General features: G+C 61.0%; 13 protein-coding genes. 2 read left to right on the top strand and 11 right to left on the bottom strand.

Annotated features, from left to right (window positions below; genetic code table 11):
- Positions 1-14: 14 nt before the first annotated feature.
- The 11 genes from RYA97_RS14590 to RYA97_RS14540 form a co-directional block, all read right to left on the bottom strand.
- Positions 15-3,911 carry a cellulose biosynthesis protein BcsC gene (locus RYA97_RS14590; RefSeq protein ID WP_316892588.1) on the bottom strand — a complete coding sequence of 1,299 codons (3,897 nt, stop codon included), beginning with the start codon at positions 3,909-3,911 and terminating at the stop codon, positions 15-17.
- Positions 3,887-5,098, bottom strand: coding sequence for a cellulose synthase complex periplasmic endoglucanase BcsZ (gene bcsZ / locus RYA97_RS14585; RefSeq protein ID WP_316892586.1), 1,212 nt, complete (start codon positions 5,096-5,098; stop codon positions 3,887-3,889). The genes RYA97_RS14590 and bcsZ overlap by 25 nt, the downstream gene beginning before the upstream one ends.
- 3 nt (positions 5,099-5,101) lie before the next feature.
- Entirely contained in the window at positions 5,102-7,357 is a 2,256-nt protein-coding gene (gene bcsB, locus RYA97_RS14580; RefSeq protein ID WP_316892585.1) for a cellulose biosynthesis cyclic di-GMP-binding regulatory protein BcsB, read from the bottom strand.
- Between the two features lie 14 nt (positions 7,358-7,371).
- Complete coding sequence (bcsA, locus tag RYA97_RS14575) at positions 7,372-9,591, bottom strand: UDP-forming cellulose synthase catalytic subunit (protein WP_316892583.1); 2,220 nt, start codon at positions 9,589-9,591, stop codon at positions 7,372-7,374.
- The gene (gene bcsQ / locus RYA97_RS14570) at positions 9,588-10,727 is read right to left on the bottom strand and encodes a cellulose biosynthesis protein BcsQ (protein WP_316892581.1); all 1,140 of its coding nucleotides are present in this window, start codon (positions 10,725-10,727) and stop codon (positions 9,588-9,590) included. Before bcsQ ends, bcsA begins: the two co-directional genes overlap by 4 nt.
- A 282-nt stretch (positions 10,728-11,009) precedes the next feature.
- Positions 11,010-12,200: a murein transglycosylase A gene (locus RYA97_RS14565; protein ID WP_316892579.1), complete on the bottom strand. Its 1,191-nt coding sequence runs from the start codon at positions 12,198-12,200 to the stop codon at positions 11,010-11,012.
- Between the two features lie 225 nt (positions 12,201-12,425).
- On the bottom strand, positions 12,426-13,667 hold the full coding sequence (locus tag RYA97_RS14560; RefSeq protein ID WP_316892577.1) for a phospholipase D-like domain-containing protein: 1,242 nt from the start codon (positions 13,665-13,667) through the stop codon (positions 12,426-12,428).
- Between the two features lie 63 nt (positions 13,668-13,730).
- Positions 13,731-14,381: a MotA/TolQ/ExbB proton channel family protein gene (locus RYA97_RS14555; RefSeq protein ID WP_316892575.1), complete on the bottom strand. Its 651-nt coding sequence runs from the start codon at positions 14,379-14,381 to the stop codon at positions 13,731-13,733.
- Positions 14,382-14,406: 25 nt separating this feature from the next.
- Positions 14,407-16,689 carry a TonB-dependent receptor gene (locus tag RYA97_RS14550; protein ID WP_316892572.1) on the bottom strand — a complete coding sequence of 761 codons (2,283 nt, stop codon included), beginning with the start codon at positions 16,687-16,689 and terminating at the stop codon, positions 14,407-14,409.
- Between the two features lie 20 nt (positions 16,690-16,709).
- Positions 16,710-17,477 carry an energy transducer TonB gene (locus RYA97_RS14545; RefSeq protein ID WP_316892570.1) on the bottom strand — a complete coding sequence of 256 codons (768 nt, stop codon included), beginning with the start codon at positions 17,475-17,477 and terminating at the stop codon, positions 16,710-16,712.
- A gap of 2 nt (positions 17,478-17,479) precedes the next feature.
- Complete coding sequence (locus RYA97_RS14540) at positions 17,480-17,887, bottom strand: biopolymer transporter ExbD (protein ID WP_316892568.1); 408 nt, start codon at positions 17,885-17,887, stop codon at positions 17,480-17,482.
- A 188-nt stretch (positions 17,888-18,075) separates the two neighbouring features.
- Between RYA97_RS14540 and RYA97_RS14535 the strand changes: the two genes are divergently transcribed.
- A complete protein-coding gene (locus RYA97_RS14535) occupies positions 18,076-18,639 on the top strand; it encodes a GNAT family N-acetyltransferase (RefSeq protein ID WP_004655471.1) in 564 nt (187 codons plus the stop codon).
- Positions 18,636-20,204 (top strand): alkaline phosphatase D family protein, encoded by a 1,569-nt coding sequence (locus tag RYA97_RS14530; RefSeq protein ID WP_316892566.1) that lies wholly within the window; start codon positions 18,636-18,638, stop codon positions 20,202-20,204. The genes RYA97_RS14535 and RYA97_RS14530 overlap by 4 nt, the downstream gene beginning before the upstream one ends.
- Positions 20,205-20,245 lie beyond the last annotated feature (41 nt).

The following is a 20,245-nucleotide window of genomic DNA, read 5'->3' as shown; positions in this document are numbered from 1 at the left end:
GAATTCTCCAGAAATCAGTTGGAATAAGGTGAACGGTAAGGGCTGACCGGCAGTGCCATCGGGCCGGTCATGTCCTCGAACATGTAACGCAGGTAAAGCGCGCCGCTGAACTGGCGATAGTCACGGGCATTGTCCAGGCCCAGATTGGCCCCCATGAACAGGCTGGAATCGAGCTTGTACTCGCCTGCCGCGCTCAGGTTGTAGCCAATTCCGGTTTTGCTCTGCCCTGTGTAGCGCTGGCCGGACGCGGCCTGCAGCGTGCTATCGTCGGGGAAGAATTCGGCACCGTCCTGCTTGAAGTGCTGGACCCCGACCGAACTCTTGACCTGATAGCTGAAACGCTCGGTGCGCTGTGCCCACATCACCGGCACGCCGATGGCATAGAAGCTCTGCGGGCTGAAATAGCCACCATGGCCGTAAGTGAAGTAGCTCTGGTCATTGTCATAGCTCATGCCCATCAGGCTCAGGCCTGCGGTCAGCTTGCTGTCCTCGGCATTGCGCAGGTACCAGTAAACGCCGCCACCCACTTCGCCTCGGGTATTGGATTTCACGTTGTTGCCGACCAGCTTGTGCCACGAGCCGTAGCCATAACCGCCGATGGTCTGGTCGTCATAGCTGATCTGCCCGCGGCCGCCGTTGGCCGTGACGCCGCCCCAGGACAGGCCGCTGCGCTCGTCGGTGGAACCGGCAAACGAGGTCACGCTGTCCGTCACCGGACGCCGTGACACGTTGAGGCCGTAGCGCAGGTCCGGGTTGTCACCCAACGGCCGGTCGACACTCGCGCCACCCGCGACCGTGGTGTATTTGAAGCCCATCGGCGTGGTGCCGATATCGGCCTTGAGGCCTTCTTCGGGGCGCTCGAACGCTACCGCCAGACCGACACCCTTGTCGCTCTGCGAACGTGCAGCACCGCTGGTGCCACCGCCAAAACGGGCACTTGCATCGGATTTCACGCTGCCAGCATTCAGCGACACCGGCGTGACGCGCACGGCCACCCGGTTATCACCGGCAGGCACGTTGATCTCAAGCGGGGTCTCGACCACGGTCAGTTTGCTCAGACCCGCCTCGCTGTTATTGCTACGCACGCTCAGGCCCTGACTGACGAAGCCACTGCGCTGCTCAAGAATACGATTGAGCGCCTGCTGCGCGCTGCTGGCCTGATCGCGGTCGGTGGCTGCCATGAACGGATTGCCGCGCACGCTTTGCGCACGTGCGGCAGACAGCGGCTGTTGTGCGGCGATCTGGCCGGGGTAAGCCGTGTCACGCGGTGCAGATGTTTCAAGCGCATTACTTGTTTCAAGTGCTCTCCCACCGCTCAACGACACCTGAGCCGGGGCGGGAATCGCCGAAGCCGCCGCCAGGCTACGTGAACCGCCCGCCGCAAACGGGTTGGACGACGTTATGCTGGTCGGCACAGCCTGCGCAGCCATCGCGCGCTGCTTTTCACTCTGTTCGATGGCCACGGCCTTGCGCAGCAACTCGGTGGCCGCGCCGGTCTGGCCCATGCTCTGGTAGATGCGCGCGGCCTCGGTTAGGGTCTGCGGGTCGTTGCGCTGCAACGCGCGGAACTGGCTCAAGGCCTTTTCGGCAAAGGCATAATCATGAGCCTTCACGGCTGCGTCAGCAGCCCCCAGGAGTACTTGCGGATCGTTGGGCTGACGCTGCAACAACGGTTTGTACAGCTCGAACGCGCGAGCGCTGTCGCCATTGGCGGTGTACATCCGGGCGAAGGCCGACACCGCCTGAATGTCGTTCGGACGCTGCGCCAAAGCCGGTGCCAGCGTGTCGTACGCGCCCGCCAGATCACCACCCTCACGCAGCAGATCGGCCTGGCGAATGCGGTAGCGGTACAAAAGGTCATCGAAGCGTTTGCGGGTCTGCGCGCTCATCGGCTGACCCTGCACGTTGCGCAGGATCGCATTGACCTGCACATCATCACCCGCTGCGAGCAGCAGACCGGCGTATTGCAGCATCAGATCGGCCGACGGCGCCGGAGCCTGAGCGATGGCGGCAAGGGCCATTTCCTGACCGCGCGCGGGCTCGCCCGCATCAATGTAAGCGTTGGCCAGCGTGAGTTGACGCTCCGGGCTGCCGCTGGCGACCGGTTGCAGGCGATCGAGCAGCGCCAACGCTTCCTGGCGCTGACCGCGCCGGGCGATGCCGATGGCCAGATTGATCTGCACGGTCATGGTGATTTCGTCAGCGAGCGCTTTCATGTCCGGCGTGCGCTGATCCACCGGGATGCGCGCAAACGTGGTTTGCGCGTCCTGCCACTGGCCCATTTCCACCGACAGCAGTGCGCTGGTGTAAAGCGCATCGATGTTATTGGGCTGGGCCTTGAGCAGCTCGTCGATCAGCACGCGCGCCTTGGGCGCTTCGTCGGTCTTGAGGTACAGGCGCGCCAGGTCAAAACGCGTCCAGACATTGTCCGGGTCGCTCTTCACCGCGTCTTTCAAGGCCGTCTGAGCAGCGCGAACATCGCCACGCTGCTCGGCCAGACGCGCCACTTGTGTGGAGCACAGCGCCTTGAAGCGACCGCTGTCGCCCAGTTTGGCCTGTTCGCCCGGCGACAATGTGTCGAGCAGGCGTAGCGCTTCATCGGCCTGACCACGCTGAGCCAGCACGTTGATCAGCCCGCGTATTGCTTGCGGATTGCCGCGCTGGCTCGCGAGCACCTGACGATAGCCTGCCTGCGCGGCGTCCAGTTGCCCGGCCTGCACCTGCACGTCGGCCAGGGTCAAACGCACGTCGATGTTGTCAGGGTTTTCCCGCTGCGCCTGCGCCAGCAACGCTTGAGCCTTGCCGGTCTGTCCTTTGGCCTGTAGATCACGGGCTTGTTGCAGCGAGGTCCAGAGCTGTACGTTTTCCAGCGCGTTTTTCCAGCGCGCACCGCCCGGCTGGCGCGTGGCGCGGGTCAGCAATTGTTCGGCTTCAGGCAGCCGGTTCTGCTGCTGACGCACCACGCCCAGGCCGCCCAGCGCATCGACATCGTCCGCCTTGATTTTCAAGCGGGCGGCAAAGGCTTCTTCGGCCGCCGCGTGATCATTTCTTTCCAGCGCCTTCAAGCCACGCGCCACCAACGGGTCCTGCTGCCAGCCTGAGGCAGCGCCGCTAGTGTTCTGCTGGCGGCCCTTGTTCAACTGGTCGCGGATTTCCTGATCGTCGGGATGAATCTTGAGAAACGCGTCGAACAGTGGCACTTGCGCAGCCGCAGGCGGGCCGATCCAGACCAGCGCCATGCGCCAGCTCTGATCCGCATCACCGGCGATGTCCGGGTGAGTGCTCAGGCGCGCCAGCGCAGCGATCCCTTCGGCCCGGGTGTCTTCGCGGCGGGCCAGGTGCTTGGCGAAGAACAGCGCCAGAATCGAGTCGTCCGGATTCTGCCGGATCAGGCGTTCGAAGCCTTTGCGCGCTTCGGGCCAGTCCGCGCTGTTGAACCCCAGGTTGGTGTAGTACTCGCGCCCGATCGTGCCCTCGGGCAAACGGCCGTTGAACAGTTGGCGAAAGACCCCGGTCGCCTTGTCGCGCTCACCGGCATCGGCGAGGCGTCGGGCCTCATCCAGCAAGGCCTGATTCTGCGGCTGAGCGAGGGCGATGTCCTGCTCCAGTTGCACCGACTGCCACGGCACTGGCGACAGGGCCTGCAGACGAGCCAGGTAAGTCTGCGCCTGCTGCGGCTTGTTCTGTTTGACGCCGATCAGCCCCATGCCATACAACGCGTCGATCTGATTGGGGTCGATCTGCAGCACCTTCTGCCAGACCTCGGCAGCCCGCACCGGGTTCGAGCGAGCCTGCCAGTACTGGCCCTGCTCGATCAACTGCGCCTCGGCGGTGGCGGCCTGAGCCTGAGAAACGCTGGCTGCGATCGCGGCAACCAACCCGATGACTAACGTGTGGCGGCGCGCGGGCATGACGTCTCCCAGAATAATTTGAGGGTTCCGTCTTCACGGAACTGATAGCGTTTTTCGACCCAGCCCAAGGCAAACAGGCTGAGCATGAGGTTGTAATAGGCCGGTTCAGTGCGATCTGTCGGGTCGCGGGCCAGCGCCGTGCTGACGCCTGCTTCGACCCTGCGCTGCTGCTGTTCCGCCAGCCACGTCTGGCCCTTGGCCTGGAAGTACGGCAGCAACGCTGCCGAGTAACCAAACGGAGCCTGGCCCTGGCTCATGCCACTCATCACCTGGACTTTTTCCGGGGGCGTGCCGCTGGAGGCCGTGCTGACCGCCATGCCGTCGAGACGCGCCAGCAAGCGCGCGGCCAACGGGTCGGACGCAGGCGTCATGCCCGCCCAGAGGTAGACGCGAATCGCGTCATAGCTGCCCAGCTCGCCGGTGACCGGATCGACCACGAACAGCCCGGTTTTCGGTGATGTGCCGCGATAACCCACCCAGTCGGCGATAAAGCCTTTCGGGCTGGATGCGTCGATCAGTTTTGCCGTGTTGTCGGCGATTTCCTTCCACGGGCCAGCCGGTTCTTCCTTGGCCAGACGCCGTAACAGCGGCACCGGCAGGTAACTGGCGTTCAAACGCCATAAGTGGTCAGGCTGCACGAAACCTTCCGGGCCGGGCAGGAGCATCTTGCCCAGCCCCGGCAGGTTGACCACCAGCCGTGATTCAACGGTCTTGAGCAGCGCCAGCGCATCGTTTCGATACGCCGGGTGCTGCCAGATGCGGGCGGCTTCCAGCAGCGCATAGATGATCCACAGGTCGGCGTCGGACGCAGAGTTGGCGTCCTGCAGTTTCCAGCTGCCATCTTCGCCCTGCCCCCACAACCAGCCGGGCAGGCGTGTCCTGGGGTCGGCGCCGGTCATGTTTTCGGCAGTCCACGTCCACAGCGTGTCGAAGCGCTCGCGATCATTGGCCACCAAGGCGAAGAGCATGCCGTAGGACTGGCCTTCGGAGGTGCTGTGGTTGGCTTTCAGGCTGGATTCGAGCATGCGCCCGTCGGCCTGCACGTAGCGCGTGGCGTAGTCCTGCCAGAACGGCCAGGCCGGGCTGTCGCAGGTGCTGGCCGCAAGAACCGGCGTCAGCGTCGCCGACGCCAGCACACCGGTCATCCAGCCAACAGCGCGGCGCAAATTGATTACCAGGGCCGGCATGATTTATTCATGCTCCAGTCGGCGTTTGGCAAGCGAACGCAGGGTCAGGTAAGCCACCCCGGTGACCAGCACCACACCCACGGCGACTACCAACAACAACCACAGCACGTTGCGCGACATCAGCCACTGCACGTATTTGATCGGCCCAAGATCACCGACGTAGTAATTCTGTTCGGCAACCAGTGCTTCGACGGAATCGCCGCGCACCACCACCAGACTGCCCTGAACCTTGTCGCTGTTGCTCAGCGCACGGGCCACGTCGCTCATGCCGCCGGGTTGGCCACTAGAGATCAGCACCACGCTGCGGCCTTTTTGCAGCGGCGATTCGAAGCCGGTCAGGAAGGTGCTGCGCGCATCGCTGGAGAACGCCATCGCCACCCGCGCCCGACGCAGGTTTTCATCCGGGTCCGGGCTCATCCAGTCACGCAGGCGGAACGCCAGATCGGAAAGTTCGAAGCTCTGCTGCTGACCGTTGCCGGAGGTCGGCAGGCGGTTGGCCCACAGGTTGAGCAACGGCTGATCGGGCCCGGAAGACATGACCAGAATGTCTTTGTCGGCGGCGCTGGCGATCTGTGCGGCCTGCATCACTGTGACGCCGGTCGCCGGGTAACCGGTGGACTCACCAAAACGACCCAGCACGTTCAGGTACGCGCTGATGTCTTCGGTACTCGGCTGGTCAGCCAGCACCACCGCCGTTTGCGACAGGTCAGCCAGACGCGTGAACGGGAAACCCGAGTCCTTGAACACACCCAGGTTGGGCATCGCCATGAAGTGCTCGTAGCCGCTGAAATCCAGCGTTGATTCCGGGTCGATGCTGCCGCGCATGTTGTCAATGATGATGTCGCCACATTCGCCCTGCTTGAGGTAATCGAACATGTAACGCAGTTGCAGACGCGATTGCAGCGCCACCGAATTGAGCGGCAGGTACACGTGCGCTTCACGGCTGACCGTGTCGTTGCCACCGGTCAGCCGGGCCAGGATCGAATTGCTCAGATTATCGATCGACGGCAGCGGCTCGGCCTTGATCAAAGTGTCGTTGAGGCTGACCATGATCGACGAATTGTTGGAGCGCTTCTGAGGTGTGTAGCGGTATTTGAGGTTCAGCGGCACACCGTCTTCGCGCCAGCTGAACAGGTCCGGCGGCAGGTTCAGCGGCACAGTGATGTCACCCGGATCGTAACCGGACACATTCAGTTTGTTGGCAGGCATCAGCTCGCCAAGCTTGATCGGTCGATCACTCGGCAGCCAGTTCGGCGCGTCGTAAGGCTTACGCGGCGCGAGCATGTCAACCCGTTCGATCAACGCACTGCTGCCGACCAGGCTCTGCCCGCCGACCACCAGCGCGTTGACCGCTTTTTTCAGCTCGGCGGAATTACGCCCGGTGATCACCAGCAACTTGCCGTTCGGATCGTTGGGATGGGTCACCATCGTCAGAGTCGGGCCTTTTGCCGCAGGCATGGTCAAAGCGCCCAGTTGCAGCGGACCGTCGCCTTTGAGCAATACCAGCGCATTGCCCTTGGCCGGCAGTTCGTTGAAGTGCGCCGGGAAGCTGGCCATGCGCGAGCGGGTCTTGGCCGCACCGATCCACGAAGCCAGCGCACCGGCGGCTTCCAGCGTGGCGTTATCGGGTGCCGCGCCCATCACCACCGGCAGGTTTACGTCACGGTCATCGCGACGGTCGAAGAACGGCAGCGGCAAAATGGCCAGATCGTTGGGCAACGCGAACGGCGTCACGCGGATATCCAGACGCGTGTCGTTGTTGATCCGTGCCCAGAGGCTGGAATGCTTCGGGTCTTCGCAGCTCATCGTGTAATGGCCGATGAACTGCAGGCTCAGGCGGTTGAACTCGGTGATCATCTGCGGCGGAATCTCGATCACCTGCGTCTGCGGCTTGCCGGCACCTTCCTTGGGCAACGGAAGGGTCGCGGCCACCTCGTCGTTGATCATGACGTTGATCTGCGACAGGTCCGCCAGCAACGCCGGCGAATAGCTGTAGCTCAGCGACAGGCTTGCGCCGGTCACCACCTGATCGGCACGCACATTGAAGTTGACGCTGTCGGTGGCTTCCACACCGCGCAGGTTCATCGGGTAATTGCGCCCCAGTTGTTGCAGCGTCACGCTGTAACCCTCGTTGGCACCCGTGGTTTCAGCAGCGCTTGCCCACATCCCGGTGGAGAGCACGGACAACGCACAAGCCAACAGGGCCCATGAGCGGCGAACGGCGAAGCGTTCGGCACCGAGAAAATACCGTTTAGTCATGACTACTCAATCCATCAATTTGCGGGAGGTGGGGAGATTTTTTTACGGGTCGGCAGTAACCGGCTGAAATCCTTGCGAGTGGCCTTGAGCAACTCGACGACGCCACGAACACCGATGTGGCTGACTTCGCGCAGCGCAGACAGCGGTGTGTCCGGCTTGCCGCGGCCCCAGGTCGACGCCCAGGTGTCGGCACGGCCAAAGGTCAGGCGTACCAGCTCGCTCTGCTGACGCAGCGACAGATCATCAAAACGAGTGCCCAGATAACCGTCGCGGCAGAACATCACCGTGGCAGGGAAATGGCTGGTCTGCGTACCGCGATACAGCGACACCGTGATGCTGTCGCCACTGTCGATGCCCGAATCGGCGGGCATCACCAGTCCGAGGCCGGTCTGGGAAAAATCCTGAGTCACGGCGTCGAATACCACGCCATCGGCGCGGGTAACGCGAATCGGCAGTCTGGCCTGGACCCGGGGCTCGGTGCGCACCTGACGGATCTCGCTGGCCACCGCAATCGCAGCGCTGGTGATGATGATGTTGTAGATCGTCCAGGCCATGTTGATGATGATGGTCAGGGTGATCGCATCGTTGTTCCAGCCCAGTTGATACAGGCTGTAGATACCGAGCGCGAAAACCACGGCGTTGAGCGTCAGCAGCACGATGTAGGGCCGCGCCAGCGTCCAGTCAAAGAACTTCTCCTCGACCACGCCGCCCTTGTCGGTCACGTTGAAACCACCGAACTTCGGGTTGATCAGCGCCATCAATACCGGGCCCATGATGTACCAGGCCAGCACGGCCTCGTAGACCTCGTTCCAGAACGAATGGCGGAAACGCCCCTGAATCCTGGAGTTGGTCAGGCTGGCGTGCGCCAGGTGTGGTAATACGTAAGCGGTGATCATCAGCGCCGAGGCGTGCATGACCTCGGCACCGAACAGCAGGTAGGCCAGTGGCGCAGTGAGAAATACCAGACGCGGCAAGCCATAGAAGAAGTGCAGCATGGAGTTGGCGTAGCACAGCCGCTGGCCTATCGACAGGCCCTTGCCCAGCAACGGATTGTCGGTGCGAAAGATCTGCGCCATGCCACGCGCCCAGCGAATGCGCTGGGCCACATGGCGCGACAGGCTTTCGGTCGCCAGCCCCGCCGCTTGCGGGATTGCCAGGTAAGCGGTGTTGTAACCGGCGCGGTTGAGCTTCAGCGCGGTGTGCGCATCTTCGGTCACGGTTTCGGTGGCCACGCCGCCGATTTCCAGCAGCGACGAACGCCGTAGCACTGCACAGGAACCACAGAAGAAGGTCGCGTTCCACAGGTCGTTGCCGTCCTGCAACAGGCCGTAAAACAGCTCGCCTTCGTTGGGCACACTGCGGAAGGTGTCGAGGTTCTTTTCGAACGGGTCAGGCGAGAAGAAAAAGTGCGGCGTCTGCAACATCGCAAGCTGTGAGTCCTTGAGGAACCAGCCCATGGCGACCTGCAAAAAAGAGCGGGTCGGCACGTGGTCGGCATCAAACATGGCGATGTATTCGCCATCGGTGGACTTGAGCGCTTCGTTCAGGTTACCGGCCTTGGCGTGGTAATTGTTTTCACGGGTCAGGTAGCCAACACCGACCTGCTCGCAGAACTCGCGAAAGTCTTCTCGGCGGCCGTCATCAAGTACGTAGACACGCAGTTTGTCTCGCGGCCAATCAATGGACTGCGCCGCAAAAATGGTCAGTTTGACGATGCTCAGCGCTTCGTTGTAAGAAGGGATAAACACATCCACAGTCGGCCACTGACTGGAATCGCTCGGCATGATCACAGGCTTGCGGTGCAGCGGCCAGGCGGTCTGCACATAACCCAGCACGATGACGATCAGCGTGTAGAACTCGGCGACGATCAGCCCGTAGCCCAGCAGGCTGTCCAGCCAGTTATCGAAATCCAGAGTCGAGGTCAGCCGCCAGTACATGTACCGAAACGACGCCAGCAACGACAGCGTCACCAGTGCCAGCACCGAAATGCGCCCCGGCATCTTGCGAATCACCAGCATCGCGGCAAAACAGGCCAAGGCAAAAAAGCACTGCGCGTAGAGGTCCAGAGGCACGGTGACGACCAGCGCCATCAGCAGCAGGCCGACAACAATGGCCACGGTTTTCAGTGCGCGGCGCAGGGTTCTGGACTGCTGGCCGAACCTTGCCGACAAAGCATTCAGCCACAGCGATGAGCGCGTCCGGGGTGGGGACGCGTCGAGCGACAGGTTAGTCATGACAATCGGGTCTCTTCTACGTCCTGAGTCAGCAGTTTGGTGATCAGCAAGTGACTCAGCACGCGCAGGTCCTGAGTGCCTGGGGAGGCGCTCGGAACCTGTACCGCGTTGTGTCCGTAAGCCAGCGCTTCTGCGAGCGCGTTATCCTTATGCACGATGCCCAGCAAACGCCCGCCAAGACGCTTTGCCATGACATCGCGCATGTCGCGACTGAACGTGCGCGATGCATCGAACTGATTGATGACGTAATGACAGACCGGCGGCTGCGGACCGGCCAGCACAGGCTCAAGCCAGCCCTGCATCTGGTCCAGCGTCAGGTAGCACGCCGCATCGGCGGTGAGCACGACCAGCACTTGGCTGGCGGCATTCAGTGCCCGTTCCAGCATGAGCAAATCACCACACGGCACGTCGAGAACCACCACGTCGCGCGCACTCAATTGCATGCGCGCAATCTGGCGAACCAGCCAGTGCGCGTCATTTTCCTGAAAACGCTCCAGAGAACGACGCTCGTCAAGCTGCAGCGCGCCATACGCCAGCAGCTGCGTGTCAGCAGACCCGCTCAGTAACAGGGCCCGCCAGTTCTCGCCGCTCAGGCTGGCACCACCGAGGCCTGCCACATCCGGGCTGGCGTTGAGATGGTGCTGCAAGGCGTTTTGCGGGTCGAGGTCGATGGCCAGCGTCTGCCCGCCTGGCACTTTGACCAGGCTGGTCAGCGCCGCGCTCAAGGTGCTTTTACCCACCCCGCCTTTGGCTGACACCACCGCGATGACGTGTGCCGGGGTTCTGGAAAGTTGGCCTTTGCCCATCGACTGAGCCAGTGCCTCGTTGTTACGCGCCTGCGCCTCGGCCTGCCGCGCCTGAGCAGCCTCGGCGAGCAGTTTCGCCAATGTGTCAGCGGCTATGCGCCTGGTTTTATCGGGCGCTATCAAATCAGGTGCAGTCGAGTTGTTTTGCGCCGGCAGCGTTGAACAAGGTTGCTCAAGAGACGGCTGAGAGGTCGCGCGTTGCAGTGCAGCAGACGGGGTTCTGGAAACAGACGATTCCTGATAATCCAGGCTGTTGTCTATCTCCAGATAACCGTCAGAGCTCGCGCCGAAACGTTGAAACAGATTGGCCACATCGTCAGCACGACTCATTCTGTACGACCTCAAATGGGGCCGCCAAGCACACCCCCTGTGGAAAAGCGTTAATACTAATGTGTAATGTCATTGTGACAGTGTCAGGAAACCGATATATGACGTCCACAATTTACCGATGAGCGGTAAATCACTCGTTTTTCGACATTTTATTGGCGTTAAAAAATTGTGGATCTGGACACAATCGGCGGCAAACGGGACTGAATCGAGGGTTTTTCTCACCAGCAGCTATATATCCAGTGGATCGGATATATAGCCGCTAATGGGAAGGGTCGAATTAAATCAGTGGCCAGCGGGCGCAGATACTGCATCGACAGTCTGCGGCAACGCCATACCCTTGGGCCACAGCAACCAGATATTGCCTTTCTGTTTCATGTCACCTGCCAGCTTCCCGGCCTCATCGCCAGTGCCCCAGAACAGATCAGCGCGCACTTCACCGGCAATCGCACCGCCCGTGTCCTGCGCCGCAACCGGGCGCACCACGCTGCTTCCATCCGGCCGTGTGGTGGAGAGCCAGAGCAGACTACCCAGAGGAATCACCTTGCGATCGATGGCTACGCTGTAGCCCGGTGTCAGCGGCACGTTGAGCGAGCCGCGCGGGCCTTCATTACTGTCGGGGTTACGGGCAAAAAACACATAACTGGGGTTGCTGGCCAGCAACTCGCTGACCCGCTCCGGATGCGCTTTGGCCCAGGCTGCGATGCTGCCCATGGTCACGTCTTCCTTCTTCAACTGGCCCTGCTCCACCAGCCAGCGACCAATCGCGCGATAAGGGCGGCCGTTCTGATCGGCATAGCCCAGACGCAGCTGCGAGCCATCCTCCAGACTCACCCGCCCGGAGCCCTGAATCTGCAGGAACTGCACATCCATCGGGTCGGTCAGCCAGGCAATCACCGGCGCATTCAACCCCTGCGCGTTGATCGTCGCGGCATCGTCGTAAGGCTTGAGCACCCGCCCCTCAAGCCGACCGCGCAAGCGCTTGCCCTTGAGTTCGGGATAAATGCTGTCCAGATTGACCACGATCAGATCGTCCGGAATGCCGTAAACCGGCACGTTAGCCGTGGCGGTCTGAGTCAGGCTGCCAGGGTAGACAGGCTCGTAATAACCGGTGATCAGGCCGTCGGCACTGCCGCCATCAGCGCGCAGGCTGTAGACCTGCAACTGGCTCTGCAAAAACGTACGGATCTGCGCCGCATCCGGAGCCGCCACAAGGCTGCCCGCCGCCGCACAGGTCGGTCCCCACACGGCATCAGCCTTCAGACGAGCACACGCACTGCGCCATGAGGCAAACCCGGCTTGCAAGTCGGCGTCCGACACGGCTGGCAGCGCGTCCCAACCAGCCTGGCTATAAGTGGTATGCGGCGGTGCAGGCGGCGTTACCGGCTTGTCGGACTTGTCACACGCGGTCAGCAGAGCGGCCAGTGGCAAAGCCAGCGCCAGCCCAAGGAACCATGGCTTGAAAGAGAGCATCATCAGCAGCAATCCTTTTACAGCCCACAGCAGGCTGGAGGGTAAAAGGCGTCATTGTGGCTGAAGCGGACAGAGGGGCCTAGTGGGAAGCTTCATTCATCACCAGAGTCGGGCATAGCGCTCCTTGCCAGACCTGTTCCGTCCAGACCCAGACGCATTCTGATTGTCGATACAACCCGCCATGCCTAAGGCCCGGCATTGCCCTTCCGGCTGCTGGCCTGCTTACTTTCAAGGCCGGCCCGGATGCGATTCCGGGTAGTCGCGGTTGATGTCGATTGGTTTGGCATACGGCCCATCCCATAGCTGCTCATGCAGAACGCCGATGCGCTTGGCCATTGTGCTGTCGTGCATCACCACTTCCAGGTTGCGCGAGTTGTCGAGGTAGCCGCCGAGCCAGTTACTGGTGCCGACCCATGCGACCTGATCATCAATGTCCATGGTCTTGCTGTGAATCACGCGTGCATACGGGATGAACCCCTCGGCGGCTACGGGCAGTGTGACAATGCGCACCTGCACGTTGGGCACCAGGGCCAGACTCTTCAAATAGGCTACTTCGGGCATGCCTGTGTTCCAGTCCGACACCATGAGTTTGATTGACACGCCACGGGCGGCGCCGCTGCGGATGGCGTTATCGATGACCGCATAGTAAGGCCGGGTTTTGTCAGGTCCGTAGGACAAGGGTGCGTAATCCAGCAACTGGACGCGAACCTCGCGGCTGGCTTGCGCCAGCAAACGCGGCAGTTCGGCCTGGGAGTCGAGTACCCCGGGCGGGTTATAGCGTTGCGGACTGGCGACCAGATAGTTGCCAGCAGGCAAAGCATTCTTGCTCGAGTGTGGCACCGGAATCGGTTTGCCTTCGGCAATGGCGGCCTGGGCGAGCCAGTCCTGATCGAACACGGCCTGCGTCTGGCGCACGACATTCGGCTCGTCGATGCGCAGGCCGGTTTCATGGATGTGCTCCAGAGAGCGCCAATCGAAATTCTGACTGCCTATGAACGCCTGCCGACCATCCACGACGATGAATTTGGCGTGAATGATGCCGCTGCCCGTGAGCTTGGCGTATGGCAGTACGCGCAAGGTGAGGTTGGGTATCGCCCGCAACCGTTCAAGGGTCTGCGGATCGGACATTTTCAGGCCTTTTTCCTCCAGCAGAAAACGGATTTTCACCCCGCGCTGCCCCGCTGCAGTCAGGCTTTCAAGCACCTTGTCCATCACCGAGCCGGCCTGGTCTGCGACATAGAACTGCTCGATATCGATACCCTTGCGGGCCCCATCGAACAGTTCACGCCAGACCTCGCCGGGCGCTCGCAGGTCAGGCGTCTGCAGGTCGGTTCCGAGCGGAACGGTGTGTACCAGCTCGAAACCTGGAATAGCGAAGTCGGCCTGCGCAAACGAACTCGTCAGCAGTAACGCTACGATCACGGCGCGGGAGCGTGCAAGTACCCTACGACCTGGAAGATTAAAGAACATGCGGGCCTCATCGCCGGACGCAGGCAGGAAGGCGCATGCCAAGGGCACACGCCGGCAGGTTGATCAGGCAGTGCGGTATTTCGGTTGGACCGGGGCAGCCGAATGCTCGGTTTCATCCTGCACCTGTGCGCCGCTGGAAGCGCGGATCAACAGGATCTTGAGTTGATCGTTGATGCGTTCCAGGCTGTCCTGAAAGTAGTTGTGGAAGACCACGCAGAACAAGGCGATGGCAATACCCAGCCCGGTCGCGAACAGCGCCGTGCCAATACCGGCAGAAATCTGCCCGGGATCGGACACCCCGGCACTGGCCAGCGCCTTGAACGTGTCGATGATGCCCAGAATGGTGCCCAGCAACCCCAACAGAGGTGCAGCGGTAGTGATGGTCTCGATCAGCCAGAGGCTGCGGGCCAGCGGCGCGCGAGTGCTCAGGTACTGGGTTTCGATGACATCATCCAGATCCCTGCGCGAGCCCTGAGCATTTTTTTGCGCAAGCACCGGCAGGACCATGCTCAGCGGCAAACCGGCCCGGCGTGTCAGCGTCTCCGGCAGATCCTTTTCACTGTGCACCGAAGCACTGAGTGCCGTTTGCAGCGCCCGTGCCTGACGGCGTACGTAAGCAAAGTAGATACCCCGTTCGATCGCGACAAAGATCGCTACCGCGATGGCGGCGTACATCACATAGAAGGTGATGTCGTGAAGCTGATTCATGTCCATGGCACAGACCTCTGGTCAATGAAGATTAGAAATTGGCTTCAAGAGAAACGGTAACGGTACGCTCGACGCCGACGATGTACGCCGGGTCGCCATCGCGGAAGCCGCTGTATGTACCTGCGTTGGTCTTGGTGGTGTACACGCCGTCCAGGTACTCCTTGTCGAACAGGTTGTCGACGTTCAGACGCAAGGTGGCATCCTTGACGATTTTCTTGTCCACCGGCAGATAGATGCCCGCGCCCAGATTGAAGATGGTGCGCCCCGGAATGCTTTCGTCATTGGTCAGGTCGCCATACAGCTTGCTGGTGAACTTGGCTCCGAATGTGCCGTAATAACTGCCGTCGTCGTAGCCGATGTTGGCGGCCAGCATGTTCTTCGGCACGTTGGCAAACTGCTTGCCGCTGGTAGGCAGCTCGATGGCGGCGCCGTTATTGAAAACGGTCAGGTCATCCTTCTGTTTGGCGCGGGTGTAGGTGTACGAGGTGTAGTAATTGAAATGGTGCGGCAGCAGGCCGCTCCACTCCAGTTCCAGCCCGCTGTTATCGACTGCACCGGCATTGATGTCGGCAAAGTCACCATTGATGTCTCTTGATGACACCTGACGGTCCTTGAACTGCATGTAGAACAGGGTGGCGGCCAGCGTCATGTCCTGTTCGGTAAAGCGCCAGCCCAGTTCGTGGTTCCAGCTGGTCTCCGGCTTGCTGTTGATGGAACCGGTGCCTGGGTCATAAAGGACGTAGTTCTGCGGTATGCGCATGTTGCGCGACAGGCTGTAGAACAACTGGTCACGCTCATCCAGCTGATACTTGAGGCCTACGTTCGGCAGCAGCTTGTTGTAGGTCTGGTCACGTTTTTCCGGCCGCTCGGTAAGGCTGCCGTGGTTATTGCCTTCACGCTCGACATTCATGTAGGCCAGGCCGCCGATCAGCGTCCAGTCCGGGGCGAAATACCAGGTGTCCTGAGCCCATACTTTTTGTGCAGGCGTCACGGTATAGCGATCACGGCCCTGGATCTCATTGCCGTTGGCATCGACCATGTAATCCGAGTCTGGCCAGATGCTTTCCGGCTTGCCGTTGCTCTTCAGGCGAATGAAAGGCTGAGTCTGCAACTGACGCGCGCGCTCATACCAGTAGCCGACTTGCACGCTGTGCTCGTCGTTGACATCCCAGTTGAGCTTGGTGGTGATCCCCGGACGCCAGGTCTGGGTGCGCGAAGGTCGGTAATACACGCCGGTGGTCGATGAGCCATCAGCGTTATAAGCGGCAGCCGTCGGCAAGTTGCTCAGGTCGAATACACCGTTCTGATTCGAGCCGCGGTTAAGCGCATAGGAGGAACTGTTTACTCCGCTGCCGTTACCCCAGAAGTAGTAGGGGATGACTGAAAGCGCCAGATTGTCGGCCAGTTTGAATTGGGTATTGAGCACGGCGGTGAACGTCTGGAACGGGTTTTGCGCCAGTTCGTAATAACTGGACAGCTTGCCGTTGCTGCCCCGCGCGGGCGTCGAAGGATAGGGGTCAAACTTGCGCCCGTTCTGCTGGAACTGGCTCTTGGTGAGCTGGCTGTAGCTGTTGTTATCCTGCTCGTGGTACTTGAGGATCAGGTTGGCCGTATTGCCCGAGCCCATGTCGAAGAAGCTGTTCCACTCCACCTTGTCAGCGCGCACGGCACCGTCACCGCGCCATTTCTGACCTTCGGTATGAGACATCGACAGCCAGTTGCTCAGCCCGTTGATTTCGCCGGTATTGAGCCGCGCAAAGGTTTTGTAAGTACCGTTGCTGCCTGCACTTTGCTTGACGAATGCGCCGGTTTCCTTCGTGGGCCGAATGGTGACAATACCGATGTTGCCACCGCTGGAACCGATGTGCGGGCCGTCACTCTCGGCAGAGCCCTGGGTGACGAAGATCTGATCGATGTTTTCCGGGTCGCCCAGCAGGTTGGAATACAGTGCATAGTTGCCGGAGTCGTTGATGGGCATGCCATCTACCGACATGCCGACCTGATCGGAGTTGAGGCCGCGCATGGTAAAGCGAAAGCCCGACAGGCCGGTGGCATCTTCACTGGAGATATTCAGGCCCGGGGTGTATTTGAGTTTGTCGATCGCGTTACCTGTTGCGGTCTGCTTGTCGAGCGCCTCCTTGGTCACCGTGGAGCGCGCCTTGATGCTCTCCTCCTGAACCATATAGCCACCGCCCACCGTCGCCTTCCCTTGTACGCCAATGGTGCCAACGTCACTGGCACTCGAATCAGCCATGGCCATGCCGTGGCTCATGCCAGCGGCGACCAACGCAAGGTGAATTCTGGAAAACTTCATCACTCTGTTCCTTGTCAGTGCTATTGCACGCTGTAGTTGAAAGTGGCGGTGAAGCGCTGTTCGCTACGCCCGCCGAAGGCTTGCTCGGGAAACGGTTTGACTTGCTTGATGCGTCGCAGACTGTTGGCTGCTGCGCGGTTGAGCAGCATGCTGGACGCCTGGGTCTGAATGCCGGAGTCCAGCACTCGCCCCTGGCGATCAACCAATAACCACACCACTACCTCGCCGCTTGGGCGCTCCAGCGAGGCCTGGCGTCCGGTCGGGTACTGTTTGTAGCCATCCAGATCGTTACGCAGCCCTTTGAGGTAGCCGCCTTCGAGGCCCTGCGTGTCTACTTTCGGCTGCGCCGGTGGCTGAGGCGGCGCGACGGCAGCGCTGGCCACAGGCTTACTGGGGGCCTGGACCGGCTCGGCGGGCTTTACTACCGCCGGGGCTGGCTTGGGTACAGGTTCCGGGCGCAGCTTGGGTTCCGGCTTGGGCTTGGGCACGGGCTTGGGGACAGGTTTAGGCATGGGCTTGGGCGGTGGCGGAGCAGGCTCGGCGTCTTCGCTTTCCACCACGGGCGGCGGTGGTGGCGGCTCTTCAGGCTGAACCGGAAGCGGCTCGGTCGGCACCACGGGCTCTGGCGCTGGAGGCTCAGGCTCGATCAACGCCAGCTCCACGGCTGACTGGTCATAAACCGGCTCTACCTTAAGGGCCCGCGTCTGCACCCCCATCACAATCACGATGAGCGCCACCAGCGCTGGAAGGCCTGCGAGCCACTGACGTACACGAAACAGGACATACATGGTCAGGATTTACGCGTGGCAATGGAAACCGAGGTAAAGCCACCCAGACGCAAGGTGTCCATGATCTCGACCAGACGTGCGACCTCAACGCCCTTGTCGCTGTTGACGATAATGGTGGTTTTAGTATCGGGCTTTTCCAGCGCCTTCAAGGCAGGCACCAGAGACTCGACTGTGGTCGCCTTGCCATCAAGCTGTAATTCGCCGTTGAGGCCCAGGGTCAGGATCGATTTGTTCTGCGGCTTGAGCTGCTGTGAACTGCTGGCGCTCGGCAGCTGGGTTTTCATCCCCAGAGCCGGAATCACGTTCAAGCTGACCAGTACGAAAAAAACCAGCAGAAACATCATCACGTCGATCATCGGGATCAGTTCGATGTGCGCCTTGCGTTTTTTAGGTTCGTCCCACGTTCTCATACCATCCGCCCTTCTTGTCAGAGGCCGAGAATCTAGCAACCGAATATGACCGATCAGTTAGGTTTAAATGACTGTTACATGGCCTTTGTAAGCTCTTTTGATGGCACTAAAATGTTTCTCGCAGCCGTCATAAAAACGCCATGGAAACGCGGCAATTCTTGAGTATTCAACTCAACGGAAAACCCGGGATGCGTCTCGATATGCCCAGTATCCGCACCTCACGACTATTGCTCTGCCCGTTGCGAGCCGAGCAGTCCAGCGCCTTGTCGCGACTGGCTGACGACCCCGTGATTGCGAACATGACGGCCACAGTCCCCTCGCCCTATACCCTGGAGCATGCACAGGCTTTCATTGCCGATGCACCGGAACAATTCGCCGCTGGACGAACATTGAGCCTGGGGGTTCATGCCCAGGAAACCGGGGAACTGACCGGGGTCGTTTCACTGCGCCTGTCAACCTCGCATCGCAGCGGCAACCTGGGTTACTGGATCGGTGCCGATTACCGAAATCAGGGCTACACCAGCGAGGCGGTGCAGGGTTTGCTGATGCATGGCTTCACCGTCATGAACCTCAACCGCATCGCCGGTCAGTGCTTTGCCGACAACATGGCCAGCGCCAGGGTGCTGGAGAAGTGCGGACTGTCGTATGAAGGCTGTATGAAAGAAGCATTTTTGAAGAACGGTGTTTTCAAAGACATGTTGCTGTTCGGGCTGTTGCGCTCGCAGTACGAACCAGCAGAGGCCGCGCAATGACTGACTTCAATCAGGATCGCCGACGCATCATTACCGGCGTGGCCGGTGCCACGCTGCTATCGATCCTCAGCCCGTTTGCCCGCAGCGCGGGTGTCGATTATCCGTTCACGCTGGGCGTGGCATCCGGCGACCCGCTGCCTGACGGCTTCGTGATCTGGACACGCCTGGCGCCACAGGTGATGACAGCCACGGGCGATGGCGGCCTGAAAAAACCCGTCGAAGTGCGCTGGAAAATCGCCAGCGATGCAGCGATGACTCGTGTAGTACGTACAGGACAAGCGACCGCCCAACCGCGCTTTGCCCATTCGGTACATGTTGAAGTGGGCGGTTTGCAGCCTGGACGTCCCTACTGGTATCAGTTCGAAAGTCTGGGCGCGCAAAGCGCCGTGGGTCAGGCCTGCACTGCGCCGCTGGCAACCGCCATGGTCTCGGCACGGTTCGGCTTCGTGTCATGTTCGCATTGGGAGGCGGGATATTTCAGCGCCTACAGGCACCTGGCTGCAGAGCGACCTGACATGGTGTTCTTTCTGGGTGATTACATCTACGAGTCAGACGCATCTGAAAGGAACCGGGCTCCACGCTACCACGCTACGCCTGAACCAATGGACCTGGCGGGCTATCGCAACCGATACGCCCAGTACAAGACTGACCCGGACCTGCAAGCGCTGCATGCCTGCGCGCCGAGCGTGGCCACCTGGGACGATCACGAAGTACAGAATGACTACGCCGCGCAGTGGTCCCAGGACCCGAACGTTCCGGTGGACAGTTTTCTGCGTCGCAGAGCCGCCGCTTATCAAGCGTTTTACGAGCACATGCCCTTGCGCGCGAGCAGCTTGCCCAAAGGACCGGACATGCGTATTTACCGGAACCTGGACTATGGCCGCCTGGCGCGCTTCCATGTACTCGACGGTCGGCAGTATCGTTCCGAACAGGCGTGCATCCAGGCCAACGGCAGCCGCCGAGGCTACGTAGCGCCCAGCGACTGCCCGGATCTGAGTGACCCGAAACGCACCATGCTCGGCTGGGAACAGGAAGCCTGGCTGGACCGCAGCTTCGCTGAATCACCTGGACAATGGAATGTCATTGCCCAGGACTTGCTGGTCGCTCCGCTGGAACAGCGCAATCTCAAAACGCAGGCGCTGGGCCACTGGACCGACGGCTGGGACGGCTACGCGGCGACCCGCGAGCGCATGCTGGCATCCCTGCAACGCCAGCAGACCCGCAACCCGGTGTTCTGGGGTGGCGATATCCATTCGTTCTGGACCACCGACCTGCACGCCGATGCGGGCAATCCGGACTCAGCCGTCGTCGCCACTGAATTCGTCGGCACCTCGGTGACATCCGGCGGACCGCCATTCGACGCCTTCAACAGTATTCTGGGGCTCAACCCCCACGTGAAATTCTTTGACAGCCGCCAGCGTGGCTATGTGGCAGTGGACCTCAGCCAGCAGCAGATGCTGACCCGCTTCCAAGTAGTGTCGGATGTGCTCGACCCCGCTGCCAGTGTGTCGACGCTCAAACGCTTTGCGGTGGAGGCTGGCAAGGCCGGGGCGGTTTCTGGGTAGGCGACTCGTAGGGAGGGCAGCACTTGGGACAGTATTGTCCA

This window comes from Pseudomonas syringae group sp. 26L6 (assembly GCF_032587815.1).
In the GTDB taxonomy this organism is placed as follows: domain Bacteria; phylum Pseudomonadota; class Gammaproteobacteria; order Pseudomonadales; family Pseudomonadaceae; genus Aquipseudomonas; species Aquipseudomonas amygdali.
This window is presented reverse-complemented; position numbering and strand designations above follow the sequence as displayed.